The following is a 16,397-nucleotide window of genomic DNA, read 5'->3' as shown; positions in this document are numbered from 1 at the left end:
AAGATATGTTGACCTGTTGTAATTAATTTTGCAGCATCGTGGTTAGGTATATCCTAGGTAAAACCATTGGTTTAAAAATAGCGAATGGTTTTATCAACATGTTAAAGTTGGTCGTTAAGTGGCAATGTTGACTCATAACGGGTAGTATTCGCCGAGTTTTTTTACCTGATGTATTGGTATATATGAATAAATCTCCTCTATTAATTGCCTTGGCGCTTGCGCTAAGTGGTTGTCAAACATTAACAACCGTAGATTCAGACGCACAAGCTGCTACCCAAGCAAATAAGCGCTTAGAAGGCGCAAGCCCTAACGATATTAACAATGCATTGATGGTAAACGCCCAATATCAACACGTTGAGCAGAGCGAAGACGCCCCCGTTTTTGATGATGTGTGGGAGCGCATTCGCTACCAACTGTCTATTGATGTACCGCAAAACCGCCCTGTTGTTACCGAGCGTAATTACTATGCGCGTCATCAAGCTTATTTGGACCGCATTTCAAAACGCGCAGAACCTTACTTACACTTTATTGTTGAAGAAGTAGAAAAGCGCGAAATGCCTATCGAAATTGCCCTTTTACCTATTGTAGAAAGCGCGTTTGACCCATTTGGCTACTCTAATCGCAGTGCTTCGGGTATTTGGCAATTTATGCCAGCCACTGGCGAGCGTTTTGATTTAAAACAAAACTGGTGGTACGACGGACGACGCGACATAGTGCAATCTACGCGTGCTGCCCTTGATTACTTATCGTATTTACACAAAACCCTTGAAGGCGATTGGTTAAACGCCATTGCCGCTTATAATTCAGGCGAAGGGCGTTTAATGCGTGCGATTAAGAAAAATCGTAAAAAGCATTTACCAACAGACTTTTGGTCTCTCGACTTACCAAGCGAAACCACCGCGTATGTACCAAAGCTTTTAGCCCTTGCCGATTTATTAAAACGCGCTGATGAGTTTAATGTAAAGTGGAAACCGGTTATCAACGCGCAAGTTGTAGAAGTAGTTGATGTAGGCACGCAGATTGACCTTGCACTGGCCGCAGATATGGCCGATATGACTCTTACTGAGCTATACAGGTTAAACCCAGGCTTTAACCGCTGGGCGACCGACCCTAACGGTCCGCATTTTTTACTATTACCCACCGATAAAGCGGAACAATTCAGCCAAAAGCTGGCGCAAACCGATGTTAAAGACCGCTTACGCTGGCAGCAATACACTGTGGCGAGCGGAGATAGCCTATCGGTTATTGCTAAAAAGTTTACCACTAGCACTAGTGCTATTCGCTCGCTTAATAAATTAAAGTCAAACACCATACGTATTGGCCAACAGTTATTAGTACCCTTAACCGATGGGGCAATTAATAGCGAACATTTACCTAAGCAAATGCGTTTAGCTGCTAATAAAGCCACCCGTACTAAGCTGTCGCACACGGTTAAAAGTGGCGACACCCTGTGGGACATTAGTCGCGAATACGATGTCACGATGGATGAGCTGGCTTCGTGGAATAAACTGAAGAAAAATTCAGTATTGCGCTTAAATCAAAAGCTCACTGTTTATAAATCAGCGAGTAAACCACAAGCAACTGCAAGTACTAATCGCACCATTACGTACAAAGTACGCCGTGGTGACTCGCTTGCACGTATTGCGTCTAAATTTAATTTAACCGTAAACGAAATTATTAAGTGGAATAACTTAGCCGGCCAAAAGTATTTACAGCCTGGCCAAAAGTTAAAGCTTAAGGTTGATGTAAGAAGTAGTTAACCAACGGTTTAATAATTAAAAAAGGAGCGCATGCGCTCCTTTTTTGTACATATAAGCAGTTAATACCAATTCGCTTAATTAAATGCTCTATTTTGAGGCCGGAAAAACGTGTTAATAGCTAGGCAATAAATTCGCTATTTAGTTGTTCTCGGCAATTGCTCCTGCATGGTTCTGCCTTCTGCATCCATGCGGTCGTAAATGAGCATTTTTTAACGCAGCTAGCGACACGTTTAACCCCGCAAAATGATTAAGCATTATTGCGCATTGGTGTTACTAAGCTGGTAATTTTTCAAGCCATGCTTTTAACCACGGCTCTGCTACAGGCCATGGCTCAAAGTCTTCGCAGGCATCTATTTCTAAACGGTTTCCTACCGGCTTAGCTTGCAAGTCACGTAGTAGCTCATCAAAGCTGCGCCCTGCACCGCAAAACGTATCGCCGTAGCATCTATCGCCCATGGCTATAACACCAAATGGCTTATCAGTTAGCATCGGAAATGTGCTATTCATAGCAAAGTAGAGCCCTGCTAAATTGCTAGGTACATCGCCTTGCCCTGTGGTAGAGGTAACAACTAATATATGTGAGGCGTTTTTTATATCATCAAGTGAGGCCTCACTAATAACGCTCGCAGTGTGCCCCGCTTTTTCAATTGTATTTGCAACGTCGTAGCTTAAACGTTCTGCGCCGCCGTTAACGCTGCCTACAAAAATACTAATATGTGCCATTAATAATCCTTTTCTTGCTGTGGCCAACCTAGTTGCTTACATATACTAAGCATGTCTTCACCTAGTGGCGCTTTAATTACGATGGGTTTATGCGTGTAAGGGTGCACAAAACTAAGCTGCGTTGCAAATAGCATTAACCGCCGCAGTGCAAAATGCTCCCTAAAAAATTGATTATGCTGGTTATCACCATGATTTACATCACCAATAATAGGTATTGATAAATGATTAAGGTGGCGCCTAATTTGATGCTTTCGCCCTGTTTTTGGAAAACACTCTACGAGCGAGTAACGCACCGTGGGGTATTTACCAATAGGAATTGGTAGCGTGGCTTGATGCAGACAATTAAATTGTGTTTGCGCCGCTTGTGGCGCTTTATTTTGCGTGGCAAATTTGTCAGCTATTTTATCAAGCTCTTCTTTTAACGGTTTATCTAAAAACACCGATTCAGGCGCAAAACCACGTACAAGCGCTAAATAACGTTTTGTTATAGTGCCTTCAATAAATAGTTTGTTCATGTCTCGGGCAGATTCTGAACTTAAAGCAAATAGCAGCACACCTGATGTTGGTCTATCTAGCCTGTGCACCGGAAATACATGTTGCCCTAATTGGTCGCGCAGCATTTGCATTGCAAACTGGGTTTCGTGTTTATCTAAAAAAGAGCGATGAACCAATAAGCCTGCGGGCTTATCTATGGCAACAAAGTATTCGTCTTGGTAAAGAATATTAAGCTCGCCGTACTCTACAGGTTCTCCCTTTTCAGTCATGGGGTTTACCCAAAAAAGCATCAAGTTCACTAAGTAGCGTTATAATTTCGCCGCTGCCGGTTTTACCCACTAACGCCATTTCTGCCATAGGCGCAATGGCAAAATTTTGTGGCAATGGTTGGTTAAGCGTTATTAATTGCTGCATTTTTTCAATAAATACAAACTGTAACCATTGCTCAAATGCCATGGTATCGTGACAAAAAGGCACTTGAGATTGTAATTTATGCGCCTCTATTAGCGTGCTTTGCCACAGTTTATGTTTTTTTAAAAGTGTGCTTAATTGGTTTAAATAAGCCTGCGTTTGCTGATACATAACCACTCTTCTTTTTACGTTATAGGGCAATTATACCCTGTTCCCTCAATGCCTGCTATGGCGTATAATTGAGGCAATTTTGCAGTAAAAACAATTGAGATAACGATGAGCGAACACATAGCGACACTTGGCCAACTCTTAGATGGCGCCGGTACACAATGGCGTGCTTTTGATATTGGCAGGCATATTACTAAGCTTGATAAAAAACAGTTTTTAGCTATTGAGCAAGCACAAGTTCCTTATCCTTATCCGCTTGCGGGGCATGCATGGCTGGCTATTCAATTTTGGGATAGCAAAGCAAGTAAAGAACCTTATGTATGGTTTTTAAAGTTTCCACTTGATGAGCAAAGTAAATTAGTGAGCGCGAGCCGCGATCATTTCGCTAATATGGTAATTGAAGCCCTAGGCAGCGAAATTACCGGCGAGCAAGCCGATGGTAAGCTAGATAATAACCCTTATGTGTTTACCCCTAATGCAAATAAATTAGCGGCTTTTAACGCCCAACTTAAAGTATTGTTAAAGCAACCAGCCTCTAAATATTACGAGCACACGCAGCTGTACTTTAGTGGCACTTTAGGTTTTGATGATTGGCAAAGCGTTGCGCTACAAGGTATTGCCGATTTTGCACTGCGCCTAAATAACGACAACAACTTAGCAAACTTGCAAAAAGCTTGGCCGCATTTACCACTAGAGGTATTGCAGCCTTTGAGCGCCATGCTTGAACATGTAGAAATACCGCCATCACTCAGTGAGCTTTTAGTTGCCTATGGCCACACTGCCATTGAAAATAACGATACAATTGCACTAACTGCCGCACTGCGCTCGCTTTCAAAAGGTCAAGCGCAAGGGCTGTGTACACAACTAGTAGATGCTGCATTAAGCTCATCTGTTGGCACTGATTCAGATGTACTTTTAACGATTGCAGGGCGATGCTTTTCTCAACTAGAAGAGCCTGAGCGCTTACATATTTTTATGGATAATTGTGCGCACCACCAACAAATTGCCGAGCTATTCCCGAGTATCTTTGCTGATTTAGTTGCAATACCCACTATACGCCCACACTTACTAGGCTTATTACGTAAAGAAAATCGCAGCGAAACGCTCGCTCGCGCAATTGGAAGGTTGTTCTCTTAATGGCTACTTTGTGGACGTTTATCGCCATTGGCGCTGTAATTTACTTATTTTGGCTAAATCGAAAAGTGGCAGAAGCTGCTAACAGTCATGCCGCGCGCCAAGCTGAGCAATTACAGGTTCAGTTAATGAGCGTAGCGTGCACAAAACGCCGCTTTGGCATTTTAAAAAATGGCAAACCGGGGATCAAAAGCGAATTTATGTTTGAGTTTTCAAGTGATGGCGAAAATGCCTATCAAGGTATTTTAATTATGGAAAATGAAATGCTAAAAAGCGTTGTTGTGCCGCCACACAAAATTTAACTCTAATCGTTAAAACCGGTGGGGTTAAAGTGAACCACTAAAATAAGTTAATACATAAAACTAAGGCGTAACAAAAGTTACGCCCCACTCTTACAGCATCCTGCTTGTTATCCTTGACCCAAAATCCGTATTATCATCCCCTGAACGAGTAAACAACCCTATTTACCCTCAACATTGCATCCTGCAAAATCCATAACCATCCTGGCTAACCCACGTAAACTAACGCTTGGCTACTTACTGTAGCATCATCCTTGGTCATCCTTTTAAGTAGCTCCTGCCACTTTAAATGCATCCTGCATTTTCCACTTGCCGCCTTGGCCATCCTGCGTAAACTAACGCTCCTGCTACTTCCTGTAGCCTCATCCGTAAATATCCTTAAGTAGTTCCAACTACTAAGCGCCTCATGCACTTCCTAGTTCGTCCTTGCGTCCTTTTTAACTTGTCCTTTATGCTTCCTGCTAGCATCTGCTATGTTGCCTATTCCGTATCCTTGGCAGTAGCTTAGTCATTAAGCTATGTCGTCTTGACAAGTTAAATACTACGCGAGTTTGGGTTTCATCCTACTAGGTAAACAAAATTAATTTTTCGTAATATATATGAAAAAATATAAAACCCAATACTAAACAAAAGCTTACCCTTTTAAAGCTGCATTTATGAACGACCGTAACTGATAATGCGCACGCCAATGTAAGATATGTCTCACGGGCATATGTCCGTAATGGCGCTTATCGCTTACAGACTTACTTTGCATATGGTTTAAAAAGAAGCTCTCCGGATACTTTATTAAAGGCAAGTGCTTTATAAGTGCTAAATCCTTCTGATTTAAAAAACGTATTATGCTCTTGGCGTGTAACAAAAACGGCAAGCCCTTTAGCCCCTGTGTTTTTAGTTGCTAAATCATCTAAGCCTCGTAACAGGTAGCGCCCAAGCCCGTGGCCTTGCACGTGCGGGTCTACCGCAATAAACGCTAAATAGTAGTAATCGCCAATCTCATTAAGCGCAGTGCGTATTGTTTGCTCTTTTTCTATTAGTTGGTTGGTTTGCAAATACCCTGCGCTCAGCATTAACTTTAAGCGCCAATGCCAATAACGCTCTGGTTGTAATTGGCTGCTTGACTCAAATACACACGCCACCGCTTTTAATTTATCATCGCGGTACAAGCCTATTAATGGCAGTTTTTCTTGCCAAAAAGCACTGAGCTCTTCGCGTATCACTGAGCGTAATTTTTTCTCGTAGGCAGCCATATTATGTTGATCATAACCTAATAAATTTTGAAGTAGCGGATCATCATGATAGGCCTGATAGATTAAACTCCCTGCAGTGCTTATATCTTCAGGGGCAAGGTATTGTACGCTTAATGTGTGCTCATTAGAGGTGACTGTCATTGTGTATCCTTTTTGCTTTACTACCCTCAACGTTGCCAAACTATTTACCGTATATAAAGTAATTGGTAATTGTATGGCGAAAATGTTTATCTATACTGCAAGTTAACTATATACCTAAAGCAAAAATACCGTCAATTCAGCGAGAGTTTAACTAGCAAAGCCTATAGTCTGGCTCTAAGCTTGGTTTAATTTAATCAGATGGAGTAATAATATGGATACGACAAAACACGATATGAAAACGTTGTTTGCACAATTGGGTTTACCTAGCTCAGAACAACAGATTGACGATTTTATTGCTTCTCACTCACTAGAAGACACAACGCTTTTACAACAAGCTCCTTTTTGGGATGAATCACAGCAGCATTTTTTAGCAGAATCGCTAGCAGAAGATGGCGCGTGGAGCGAAGTAATTGATGAACTTGATGTGAGGCTTCGCCAAGAAGGTAAGTAATACTAATTTGCTTAATTATGCGACCTATTTTGAGGCTCGATAAACGTGTTTATAGCTAAGCAAAAATTAACTATTTGCTTGTTCTAAATGAAAAATTTTTTAACACAGGTAGCGACCCGTTTAGCCCCGCAAAATGATTAAGTATTATTGCGAATTGGTATAATCCCCCCTCTGCTTATACCAAGGCTTTATGCGCCTTGGTATTGTTGCTACTATAGCACCCGCGCAGCAAACACTTGCTGCGCTTATATATTAAAGAGTTACAAATCTAATGAATGCAGTTGTATTTGATGCAATTAAAGTCCTTCTTGATGAAGGCAAAACCCCTACTGTTGCCCTAACTAAAAGCCGTTTAGCACAACCTGTGCCTATGCCGGTTATTATTGCCGCAGTAAGCCAATATAAAAATAACCCTGATTCAATTCATAATTTAATGAAAAACCCTGAGCAGAGCATCGTTGAGCCTAAAACATCTCAACTCGATCGCATTGAGAAAAAACTCGATAGGTTGCTAGCCCTGTTAGAGCAAAAATAATTTGAGACTATAAATGTTCGTTGTTGATTTAACGTTTGACTGCTACCAAGACACCACCCTAGAGCACGCTGAGCAAGCCATTAACCGATTAGTTAATGCACTGCGTTTTAATGGCCAAATTATGGGTGAAGAATTCCCAACTGTACTAAAAGATGGCTATTTTATTACCCGTGTAATGTGCCCAACCGAAGACGCCATGCACCCATTAAATAATAGCCCTTTTGTAAAACACAGTATTGAGAAGCTGCACAGTGCAGGTCTACTTGCTCCTAAAATAAAAGTTATTGGCCAAGACATTCACTCAAACGGTGCCGATACCTGTAAATCGCCTTCAAGCTATATTTTATACACAACCTATGTGCATACCTGTAGCCCACTGTATTGTGGTGATGACTTTTTACCCGTGCCATTATTTACTATTCCGGCCATTGCTAATGGGGATTATAAAACACTCATAAAATGGCAAGAAGATTGGCAAGCTTGCGATCAAATACAAATTAACGGCGCTACTCGCTGTGAATTTCCAGCGCTTGAAGAAATATCAAGCACACAAAGTGACTTATATCGCCGCGGTAAAGACATTGCTAAACGTATCCGCTTTTTAACTCAAAAACCGGTTTATTATTATTTATACCGTGTAGGCGGTGTAGATAAAGCCTCAGAACTTGAGCGTAAATGCCCTAGCTGCAATAGTGAGTGGAAATTACCAGAGCCGTGGTTTGGGTTATTTGATTTTAGGTGTGAGCCGTGTGGGTTGGTATCTAATGTTTCGTGGGATTTTCAGTAACTAAAAGCCTGCACTTTGCAAAATAAAGTTACACACCTTATACAAAATCAGCTTAATGCATTGCACTAAGCTGATTTTTTAATGCTCAATTAAATTAAGTAAAGGCGGCGAGTAAGGCTACAATATTGTTACTTTTTTCTGTAATAACTGAGCAACCTTTAACGCGTCTTGCAAAGGGCTTATCCTGCACAATAATTAACGATTACTGCACATTGGTTTAATTAATCTAAACCTCAAGCGCTTTTAAAAAAGATTCTATATTGGGTGCAAGTACATGATGCGGCTTTTTACCTACGTACTCTAAACATACCTCACCGGTATTTACCTGCACGGTAACCAGTAAGTCATCTTGCTCAGTTAAACCAATGAACAGGGTTTCTGGCTGCTTTAATTTTCGTTTCATTAATACATGACCGGTAATATTTTGTTGCAGCAGGTCAAAATCATCTTTATTCCAAGCTTGTAATAACTCCACACGGTGACCATCTATACTAGCTAAAATGCTACCGCCATACATGTGCCCATAAAACTCATCAACCCCTGCTGGGAAGTTCAGCTCAAGCGCGCTAGCTAAATCTGATAATGAACCTGCGGGGGTTTGCAAAGCACTTTTCCATTGAATATTGCCTTGTGCGTCTACCTCGCCAAACTCGCAAGGGCTAGGCCATTGTTCATCGTGTGCCATAAGCGGATATTTAGCGGTGTTTTTAACGGTTTTTTCACAAAATTGCGTGTGAAGTTGGGCCATTTGCATTGCAACAGACATACTGCGAAACTCATTTAAATTAGATATAATGTCCCTATTGTAACTATTTAAGAGCAAACATGACAGATTACAGCAATTCTCCAGACCTTAAAGGTAGTGTGTTAGGACAATCTACTGAATACGTAGATGTATATTCGCCTAGCTTGCTTTTTCCTATTGCCCGCAAGTTAAATCGTGATGCTTTAAATATTGACGAAGCCGAGTTGCCCTTTAAAGGCCAAGATATTTGGACAGGTTATGAGCTTTCGTGGTTAAACGCTAAAGGTAAACCGCAGGTTGCCGTGGCGCTGTTAACTTTTGCGTGCCAAAGCAGCCATATTATTGAGTCTAAGTCGTTAAAACTTTACTTAAATAGCTTTAATCAAACCCGCTTTGAAAGTACTGAGGTGGTAAGACAGCATTTAATTGAAGACTTATCAAATGCGGTAAATAGCGATGTAGCGGTAACGTTATACGCACCTGATGACTATAACTGCTTACCTTGCACGCCATTACCTGGGCAATGTATTGACGATTTAGATATTGAAATAGATAACTACGATATTGACGCCTACTCACTTAAATCAAAAAGTGACACCCTAGTTACTGAGACCCTGCACAGCCATTTGCTTAAATCTAACTGCTTAATTACCTCGCAACCAGATTGGGCCAGTATAATTATTCGTTACACTGGCGAGCAAATATGCCATGAGGCACTCTTGCGTTATTTAATTTCATTTAGAACCCACAATGAGTTTCATGAGCAATGTGTAGAGCGTATTTATAGTGATTTAACCACGCAGCTAAACATTAAAGAGCTTGAAGTCTATGCGCGTTATACGCGCCGCGGTGGGCTGGATATAAATCCGTATCGTTCAACGCACTATAACGATACGCCTTTTGCGGTAAAAATTAATCGCCAGTAATACCAATCGACTTAAATATCACCATAAAAAAGGAGCTTAAGCTCCTTTTTTATACCCGTTATAAGCTAGTCAATGCGCTTAGTCGGAATAGGCATTGCGCACACATCAACATAATTATGGGCGTATACAAACCAAGGTTCGGTACGATTTTTTCGCGCCTCAATCAATTCTCTAAATGATTGCGAGTCTGTTTTCATAACATTAAAGGTGCTTTTATCACGCTTAATATCGGCTAACACCTCAATGTTTGTAATTGGGTTAAATGGCGTATTAGCAACAGGCTTACGCTGTAAACGATTAAAGTGCTGCATACCTTCAAGCACTCTTCCAAATACGGTAATATTTTTATCAAGGTAGCGCGGTCCTTGGCCAATGGTGACAAAAAATTCAGTGCTTGCACTGTTTATCTCATTGCCACGCGCCATGGCAAACACACCGTGGCAATGTACCTGCCAAGTTTGTGTATTAGAGGCGTTTTGTGCGACAGCAAAACCGTTTAAAAACCCCGTTACAGGCGCGTACCCATCGCCTTGTAGCTCTGTAATTTTAAGCGGCTGTGCGGTGCTATGGTAAAACTCCGCAGGCACAGTTTTATTAGCCTTTTTAATTGCTTTATTGCCTGAGCTGTCGCCACCTTGTGCTACAAACCCTTCAACAAAACGATAAACACGGGTATTTTTATAAAAGCCTTCTCGTGCAAGTTGTTTTATGTGCGCAGTATGTTTAGCTGCAAGCTGTGGGTTAAGCTCAACATAAGCCGCCCCTGTAGGCAGCGTAATTTTTAAAACATTTTGCTTGTCTACATTTCGCCATTCGTGCGCTTTAGCATGCTTTATTACCTCGCTTGCGCTACGGGTTGGGGTTTGTTGAGTGCCCGCGTGTTGCTCTGTGTATTGGGCGCAGCCAGTTAACCCTGTTATTAGTGCTGCTAAATATAGTCCTTTCATATAATCCTTATACTGCCTATTTAGTCCCAATCAAACTTATAGAGTAAATCAACATTTTGATTTAAACCACTGGTGATCTCTACATAAAACTGCGAAAGCAGCTGATAGCGAATAGCGACCTCGCTGAGCGAGTCAAATACCCCAACGCTGTATTTAACTTGTAAGCTAGGCGCTACATAGCCCGATATTTCAAGCTTAGTGTTATCGCCAGAGCCCGTTGAACTTAAGCTTACATCAGATAAACCAATGGTTTCGCCAACTTTAGATACAACGCCTTCACTGCGGCTCACCCCTTGTGAGAGCAATAACTGAGTAAGCATGGCATCGCTTGAACTGTCGCCCTCGCCTAGCGGTTGCCCATTGAGTAAATAGGCCAGCGCTTGTGCTTGATCCATTGCCGGCTCAGAAAATACTTTTAAGGTAGGTTGCTCAACGTTACCAGTAAGCGTAACACCAGCCACAACATCGTTTGCTGTGGTGTCTGGATTACGTATGGCTTTAATATTTAAAAATGGTTGCTCAATTGAGCCACTAAACCCTATTTGCCCAGTACTAATAATTAAATCTTGGCCAAAAGCTAAATACGTACCATCAATTAAATTTAGCTCGCCGGTGGCAATTATAGGGGCACCTTGTCTCATTTTGATGGCTAAATCACCCGCTATTTTCGACTCAAGACCAAACGATTCTATTTTTACATCGTTTTTAACAATCACTTTTAAATTTACATCGTAATCAAACGGCACGTTTTCTGCTGTTTCAGTTTGTTGATCAACAATAATCTCATCGTCGCTCACTTGAACGGCGCCCTCTGGCAGCTCTTCAATCATTACCCTGCCATAAGGCACAATCACTTCGCCAGACAGCTTTAATGCATTATTTGCAAGTCCAATGGTTAAATCAGGCGATACTTTAAACGTCACGCCTTGCTGCGCGCGTACAAAAAACTGCTCGCCGTTAACGCTTACATTTACCTCAGGCTGTGCCCCTTGCCAATCTACGTCGCCGGTTAGGTTGATTTTACCGCCTTGGGTGTCGTTTAAATTACCTTTAATTGTGGCGGTGGTTTTATCAAATAAAATGTTTATGTTAGATTTTTGCAGCACCACCGGCAACTGCTCACCTTCTAAATTGATATCACTGACATTTAGCTCACCATTTAATAGTGGGTCTTGCAAAGTGCCGGCTACTGCCACGTTTCCTGTTATATCGCCTTTTAATTGCTCAAGGGTTTCGAGAAATGGATGTAAGTCTGATAGCAATATTTTATCTATATTAAGATGACCGTTTAATGTTTGCTGATTTTGAATATCATCAATATTAATTTCGGTGGCTATTTTACCTAGCACACTTGAGCGTAAATCGGCCTCTAGCTTACCCGTTTGAGAATCAGTGTAGGCACTGACTTTTAGCGTCTCGATGGGTAATCTAAACCGATCTTCCTCTGAGGTAAGAACAGCAACAAGGTCATCCGCATTTAAATTAGCGCGAAGTGTTTTTAATGCGCCTTCGTTCCAATTTGCAGCAAAGTCGCCGCTTATATCGCCGCGCGTACGCATGTTATCTGGTAAAAAGTGTTTAAGCTCTTCAAGCGCTAAATTGCTCAACGTAGCATTAAATTGCCCCAAGTTTTTAGTTTGCGCAAGGGTGTTAATACATAGCTCACTTTTGTTTGAGCGCCAGCAATGCGCACTCACATCAAAATCGCTGGTTTGGGTATTAAACATCACCGCAATTTTTTTACTATTACTAAAGCTGAGCTTTTTGTCACTTAGCGTTATATTACTGAGCGAGCCATTCCACACGTCATTATTGAGCTTACCGGTTACTTCAAGCTCAGCAGCGCCTTGCTCTGCATCTATGGCGGCCACCAGCTGATGGTCGGTTTTATCGCCAGCGGCAGTTATCTCAACACTATTAATTACCTGATCAGCAACCATTGCTGAGCCTACGTTTAAGCTCACATCGGTTTGCCAATCTGCGGCTGTATCGAGCTGACCTTTAAGGGCGAGTTTGTTAACGTTTATGTCGTTATACATAAAGTTATCGAGTAATAACGATAAATCAACGGCGGGGGTTAAACGGGGTCCTCTAACTTTTAAATCGGCCTTACCGTTTGCGACGAATGGCAGATTAGTTTGCTCATTTCCTGTAAGTGTTACTTTTCCGTCAACCTGCCAGGTGTCGTCAACTTGCCCGCTCAAGGTTAATTTATTGGCACCGCTACTTAAATACAGGCTGTCTATGTTGGCTTTTAGCGTATTGTTAAGTGTAAAGTTTGAGGCAAATTCAAGCGGTGTTTGGTTCAGTGTACCTGCAAGTTGTGTATTATCCATTTGCAAGTGCCAGTTTTGCCCTTCGCTGTTAAAGCGCCCTTCTAGCTGGCCAGAAATATTACTTGTAAGCGCATCTGTTAAGTATTGTGCTTTTAAGCTATTTAGCGAACCGGTAAAGTCGGCTTGTATGCCCTTTTGCCAATTAACATTACCTTTAAATATTGCACTACTATCGTTTGCTTTTAGGCTTAAGGTACTTAGCTGCGCTTGGCTAAGCGAGCCGTTTAATTGCGTGTTTAATACTACAGCTGGATAGGCACCTAATTGACTATGCGCTTTTAAACTTAGCGTGTAATCATCCGCATTACCCGAGGCTGATAAATCAACATTATTTACTTTTAGCTCGTTACTTTGAGCGTCAATCAACCATTGCTCAACTTTACCAGTAAGTTCAAACGGATAATTTTTTTGTTTTAAATTAGCCGTTGCCGTTAAATTTAATGGGTACTGACCAGTCGTGTGTAAATTTATATTTAAATCAGATAGATCACCACTTAACGCTAAATTCGCTTGGTGCAAGTCGCTGTTTAGCGCTACTTTCGCGTTTAATGGTAAGTTACCTGCAAGCTCACTAGTTAACTCTGTATTTAATTGCCATTGTTGGTACTGCGCGCTAAGCGTTTGTAAGTTAACTTTTTCATCTTCTACATTTAATACAAGCGCTATATTTTCGATTGTGTGAGTTTGCTCACCTTGCTCAATATCCACCTTTTTAACGTCAAACTGCTCTACCCGTAAATTAAGGGGCGATATAAATTCTATATCTGGTAACGCAGGTAGCGCTGTTAGCGCCTGGCCTTGATTAGCCGTTGCTTGATTAGATGAGGCGGGTTGCTCTTTAAGCTTTACCAATACATCACTAATAGTTAGGCTTTTTAGTGCTAAGGTTGCATCTTCAGCTTTCGCTGCAAGGGTAAAGTTATTTACGGTTACATCAGCACTGGGATGATTTAATACAAATTCGTTTATTGCTACATTTTTAACGGCAATATTAAAGGGAAACGTAATTTTAGTTAATGGCTCTGAGGTGCTTTGTTGTGTGGCTTCGGGTGCATTGCCAAGGGCAAGTTTGATTGACCGCGCACTTACATTTTCAATACATAGGCCATCGCACTGCCACCAAAATAAATCTATTTTAAGCTGCTGCGCTTTAAAATCTGTACTTTGGTTTTTAAAGCTCACATTAAACGGGTTGTTATATAAAAAGCGCCCTTTTTTAATCTCAATATGTAAGCCGTCCACCATTTTATTGGCACTATAAGCAATAAATTGATTACCGGGCGCAGTAAATAACAAGCAAAATATAATAACGGCAAGCGTGATTAAAACGCCGATGACGGCGGCGGATATTTTTTTAAATACTGACATTAAATTTCTGGCCCTATGGTAATGCTTAAACGTGTGCTTTTACTTTCTTTAGTAAGCCCCCATGCATGGTCTACTTTTACGGGGCCAATGGGTGTTAAATAACGAAAACCAAAGCCTGCGCCCACTTCAAAGTCGTCCGAAAAGTCATTTGTGGCGGTACCGCCATCAACAAATAAAGCTGCGCGCCAATTTTGTGCAAATTGGTAATTGTATTCAATAGTACTGGTTAGTAAGTATTTACCACCAATTAAATCACCGTCTTCATCTTCAGGAGAAATAGACTGATAAGCAAAACCACGTACACTTTGGTCACCACCGGCATAAAAGCGCAGCGAGTAAGGTACGTTTTCAATATTATCGACCAGCATGGCGCCCACGTTTGCTTTTAAAAAAACTAAGTGTTTATCTAAATAGGTTCGCAGCCACGCATGCTGCAGCTGCACCCGCACTAAGTTGGTGGTTGAAAGTACATCATCTAAACCAAACTCAGCCGAAATTAGCCACTGCTCACCCCAATAAGGCGTTGTGCCTCCTTTTGACTTTTTACGGGCATAGCTAATACCGGGCATAAGCATTTCGGTGCTTTCTTCTGGTTCATCACCAATGCGGTATGTTTCTTGGTCTCGACGTAAAAAGGCCGTGCGTACCCATTTATCTTCAGTTAACCATTGGCGCTGCAGTTGGCCGGTCAGTATTTCACTGTATATGTCATCGGCAAGTTCATCTTCTAACTTGTAACCCACTGATAAACGCCATAAATCGTCGTTAGGGTCATCTACCGGAATGGTGTACGCCATAGAAATATCTTGCTGTTTCTCAGCTACATTTAAATTACTTTCGAGGTAATGCCCATCTTCTGTGATCCAGGGTTTACTCCATTTAAAACGCACTTTCGGGCCCAGCTCGGTATTAAAGCCACCGCCTACTTCGTAGCTATTAGCAGGTTTGTGTAGCACATCAATATTTATAGGCACTTGTCCGTTGGCTCTGGCTGGTATATCGGCATAAATACGCACGCTTGCAAAATACGGTGTGCTTGAGAGCTCAAGGTTATAATCGGCAATTTGTGTGGCTTTATAAGCTTGCCCTTGGGTAAAAGGTGCCAGTGAACGAATATATTTTTCTGCGGGGGTTTCGCTGGCAATGATTATATTGCCATACGTGTAGCGCACGCCGGTATCTATATTAAATGTAATAACGGCACTGTTTTTTTGCACTGATACCGCAAGCTTTCGGGCTGGCCATTTAGCATCAAAATAGCCTAGCTCTAATAGCATTGACTCTATTTTTTTATGAGCTGAGTCGTACCTGCCATGATTAAGAACATCGCCCTGGGTTAAATTTAAGTTTTTAATAACGTTTTGTAATTGCGAGTCGTTTTTACCCTCACCATTGAGCGTTATATTAATAGCTTCTATGCGCGTTGCAGGGCCGCGCTCTACTTTAACGATAAGCTCTTTGTCGTCTTTATCAAACTCAATGTCTACCGTTGGGTTGTAATACCCCAGCGCTTTAATACTGCTTTGCACTTGTTTTTTAGCATAGCGGCGCAAGGTTCTGGTGGGTTTTTCGCCAACCAGTTGTTTTAAATATAGCTCAACGTTACTTTCTAACTCGCCACTAATCCCTTTAATTTCGTAATCTTCAATTACCCTTTGCTCAGCGCTGGCTTGAGTGCTTATAAAAAAAGCTAAAAAAAACACAAAACGTAATAACTGTTTGAACAAGTAAATATCCTTACTTTTTATTCTTTAAAATTTAACCACCAATGAGTTGCATACTACCATAGCCATAATGAGCAACACATTAACTTAATGGTAATCTTGCACCAAATTTCACTCCCCTTTAAAGCCTATAAAGTTAAAATTAATACGCTTTAAAGCAATATTTTGGTTACAATAGTGACTACGAATACAAAATTAAT

General features: G+C 41.3%; 15 protein-coding genes. 7 read left to right on the top strand and 8 right to left on the bottom strand.

The features are described 5' to 3' along the window. The first annotated feature begins 182 nt into the window (after positions 1-182). Positions 183-1,760, top strand: a complete 1,578-nt coding sequence (locus tag OIZ54_RS13705) for a LysM peptidoglycan-binding domain-containing protein (protein WP_096041966.1) — start codon at positions 183-185, stop codon at positions 1,758-1,760. A 273-nt stretch (positions 1,761-2,033) separates the two neighbouring features. Here the strand turns inward: OIZ54_RS13705 and OIZ54_RS13700 are convergent, their stop codons facing one another. The 3 genes from OIZ54_RS13700 to OIZ54_RS13690 are packed head-to-tail and all read right to left on the bottom strand — an operon-like array spanning position 2,034 to position 3,560. After that, a complete protein-coding gene (locus tag OIZ54_RS13700) occupies positions 2,034-2,483 on the bottom strand; it encodes a flavodoxin (RefSeq protein ID WP_024033689.1) in 450 nt (149 codons plus the stop codon). Continuing rightward, complete coding sequence (gene truC / locus OIZ54_RS13695) at positions 2,483-3,247, bottom strand: tRNA pseudouridine(65) synthase TruC (RefSeq protein WP_154945286.1); 765 nt, start codon at positions 3,245-3,247, stop codon at positions 2,483-2,485. The genes OIZ54_RS13700 and truC overlap by 1 nt, the downstream gene beginning before the upstream one ends. Further along, positions 3,240-3,560: a YqcC family protein gene (locus tag OIZ54_RS13690; protein ID WP_264390618.1), complete on the bottom strand. Its 321-nt coding sequence runs from the start codon at positions 3,558-3,560 to the stop codon at positions 3,240-3,242. Before OIZ54_RS13690 ends, truC begins: the two co-directional genes overlap by 8 nt. A gap of 105 nt (positions 3,561-3,665) precedes the next feature. Here OIZ54_RS13690 and OIZ54_RS13685 point away from each other — a divergent pair, with 105 nt between their 5' ends. Both OIZ54_RS13685 and OIZ54_RS13680 read left to right on the top strand, forming a co-directional pair. Further along, complete coding sequence (locus OIZ54_RS13685; protein WP_004585973.1) at positions 3,666-4,694, top strand: DUF3549 family protein; 1,029 nt, start codon at positions 3,666-3,668, stop codon at positions 4,692-4,694. Further along, positions 4,694-4,993, top strand: a complete 300-nt coding sequence (locus tag OIZ54_RS13680; protein WP_004585972.1) for a DUF3301 domain-containing protein — start codon at positions 4,694-4,696, stop codon at positions 4,991-4,993. Before OIZ54_RS13685 ends, OIZ54_RS13680 begins: the two co-directional genes overlap by 1 nt. A gap of 740 nt (positions 4,994-5,733) precedes the next feature. On the opposite strand, the gene OIZ54_RS13675 is transcribed toward OIZ54_RS13680, so the two are convergent. Beyond that, positions 5,734-6,378, bottom strand: a complete 645-nt coding sequence (locus OIZ54_RS13675; protein WP_024033694.1) for a GNAT family N-acetyltransferase — start codon at positions 6,376-6,378, stop codon at positions 5,734-5,736. 211 nt (positions 6,379-6,589) lie between these two features. On the opposite strand from OIZ54_RS13675, the gene OIZ54_RS13670 reads away from it, so the two are divergent. The 3 genes from OIZ54_RS13670 to OIZ54_RS13660 all read left to right on the top strand — a co-directional run bounded on the left by OIZ54_RS13670 (position 6,590) and on the right by OIZ54_RS13660 (position 8,151). After that, a complete protein-coding gene (locus OIZ54_RS13670) occupies positions 6,590-6,829 on the top strand; it encodes a DUF2789 domain-containing protein (protein WP_004585970.1) in 240 nt (79 codons plus the stop codon). A gap of 271 nt (positions 6,830-7,100) precedes the next feature. Further along, entirely contained in the window at positions 7,101-7,364 is a 264-nt protein-coding gene (locus OIZ54_RS13665; RefSeq protein WP_004585969.1) for a hypothetical protein, read from the top strand. A gap of 13 nt (positions 7,365-7,377) precedes the next feature. Continuing rightward, a complete protein-coding gene (locus tag OIZ54_RS13660) occupies positions 7,378-8,151 on the top strand; it encodes a Zn-ribbon-containing protein (protein ID WP_004585968.1) in 774 nt (257 codons plus the stop codon). 226 nt (positions 8,152-8,377) lie between these two features. On the opposite strand, the gene syd is transcribed toward OIZ54_RS13660, so the two are convergent. Continuing rightward, positions 8,378-8,917 carry a SecY-interacting protein gene (syd, locus tag OIZ54_RS13655; RefSeq protein ID WP_054982268.1) on the bottom strand — a complete coding sequence of 180 codons (540 nt, stop codon included), beginning with the start codon at positions 8,915-8,917 and terminating at the stop codon, positions 8,378-8,380. A 59-nt stretch (positions 8,918-8,976) separates the two neighbouring features. Between syd and queF the strand changes: the two genes are divergently transcribed. Next, positions 8,977-9,822 carry an NADPH-dependent 7-cyano-7-deazaguanine reductase QueF gene (queF, locus tag OIZ54_RS13650; RefSeq protein WP_264390617.1) on the top strand — a complete coding sequence of 282 codons (846 nt, stop codon included), beginning with the start codon at positions 8,977-8,979 and terminating at the stop codon, positions 9,820-9,822. Between the two features lie 65 nt (positions 9,823-9,887). Here queF and OIZ54_RS13645 read toward each other — a convergent pair whose 3' ends face one another. Genes OIZ54_RS13645 through OIZ54_RS13635 form a run of 3 tightly spaced genes read right to left on the bottom strand, consistent with a single transcriptional unit; the run spans position 9,888 to position 16,176 of the window. After that, positions 9,888-10,769 (bottom strand): peptidylprolyl isomerase, encoded by an 882-nt coding sequence (locus OIZ54_RS13645; RefSeq protein WP_264390616.1) that lies wholly within the window; start codon positions 10,767-10,769, stop codon positions 9,888-9,890. Positions 10,770-10,789: 20 nt separating this feature from the next. Beyond that, complete coding sequence (locus tag OIZ54_RS13640) at positions 10,790-14,473, bottom strand: translocation/assembly module TamB domain-containing protein (protein WP_264390615.1); 3,684 nt, start codon at positions 14,471-14,473, stop codon at positions 10,790-10,792. Further along, positions 14,473-16,176, bottom strand: a complete 1,704-nt coding sequence (locus OIZ54_RS13635) for an autotransporter assembly complex protein TamA (protein WP_408003090.1) — start codon at positions 16,174-16,176, stop codon at positions 14,473-14,475. Before OIZ54_RS13635 ends, OIZ54_RS13640 begins: the two co-directional genes overlap by 1 nt. Positions 16,177-16,397: the final 221 nt, after the last annotated feature.

Source organism: Pseudoalteromonas sp. A3 (assembly GCF_025942345.1).
Classification (GTDB): Bacteria; Pseudomonadota; Gammaproteobacteria; order Enterobacterales; family Alteromonadaceae; genus Pseudoalteromonas; species Pseudoalteromonas atlantica.
This window is presented reverse-complemented; position numbering and strand designations above follow the sequence as displayed.

Coding starts and splice junctions, on each gene's coding strand:
- OIZ54_RS13690 (WP_264390618.1), bottom strand. CDS start 3,560: ATGTATCAGCAAACGCAGGCTTATTTAAACCAATTAAGCACACTTTTA.
- OIZ54_RS13705 (WP_096041966.1), top strand. CDS start 183: ATGAATAAATCTCCTCTATTAATTGCCTTGGCGCTTGCGCTAAGTGGT.
- OIZ54_RS13685 (WP_004585973.1), top strand. CDS start 3,666: ATGAGCGAACACATAGCGACACTTGGCCAACTCTTAGATGGCGCCGGT.
- OIZ54_RS13665 (WP_004585969.1), top strand. CDS start 7,101: ATGAATGCAGTTGTATTTGATGCAATTAAAGTCCTTCTTGATGAAGGC.
- syd (WP_054982268.1), bottom strand. CDS start 8,917: ATGTCTGTTGCAATGCAAATGGCCCAACTTCACACGCAATTTTGTGAA.
- OIZ54_RS13680 (WP_004585972.1), top strand. CDS start 4,694: ATGGCTACTTTGTGGACGTTTATCGCCATTGGCGCTGTAATTTACTTA.
- OIZ54_RS13670 (WP_004585970.1), top strand. CDS start 6,590: ATGGATACGACAAAACACGATATGAAAACGTTGTTTGCACAATTGGGT.
- OIZ54_RS13640 (WP_264390615.1), bottom strand. CDS start 14,473: ATGTCAGTATTTAAAAAAATATCCGCCGCCGTCATCGGCGTTTTAATC.
- OIZ54_RS13645 (WP_264390616.1), bottom strand. CDS start 10,769: ATGAAAGGACTATATTTAGCAGCACTAATAACAGGGTTAACTGGCTGC.
- queF (WP_264390617.1), top strand. CDS start 8,977: ATGACAGATTACAGCAATTCTCCAGACCTTAAAGGTAGTGTGTTAGGA.
- OIZ54_RS13675 (WP_024033694.1), bottom strand. CDS start 6,378: ATGACAGTCACCTCTAATGAGCACACATTAAGCGTACAATACCTTGCC.
- truC (WP_154945286.1), bottom strand. CDS start 3,247: ATGACTGAAAAGGGAGAACCTGTAGAGTACGGCGAGCTTAATATTCTT.
- OIZ54_RS13700 (WP_024033689.1), bottom strand. CDS start 2,483: ATGGCACATATTAGTATTTTTGTAGGCAGCGTTAACGGCGGCGCAGAA.
- OIZ54_RS13660 (WP_004585968.1), top strand. CDS start 7,378: ATGTTCGTTGTTGATTTAACGTTTGACTGCTACCAAGACACCACCCTA.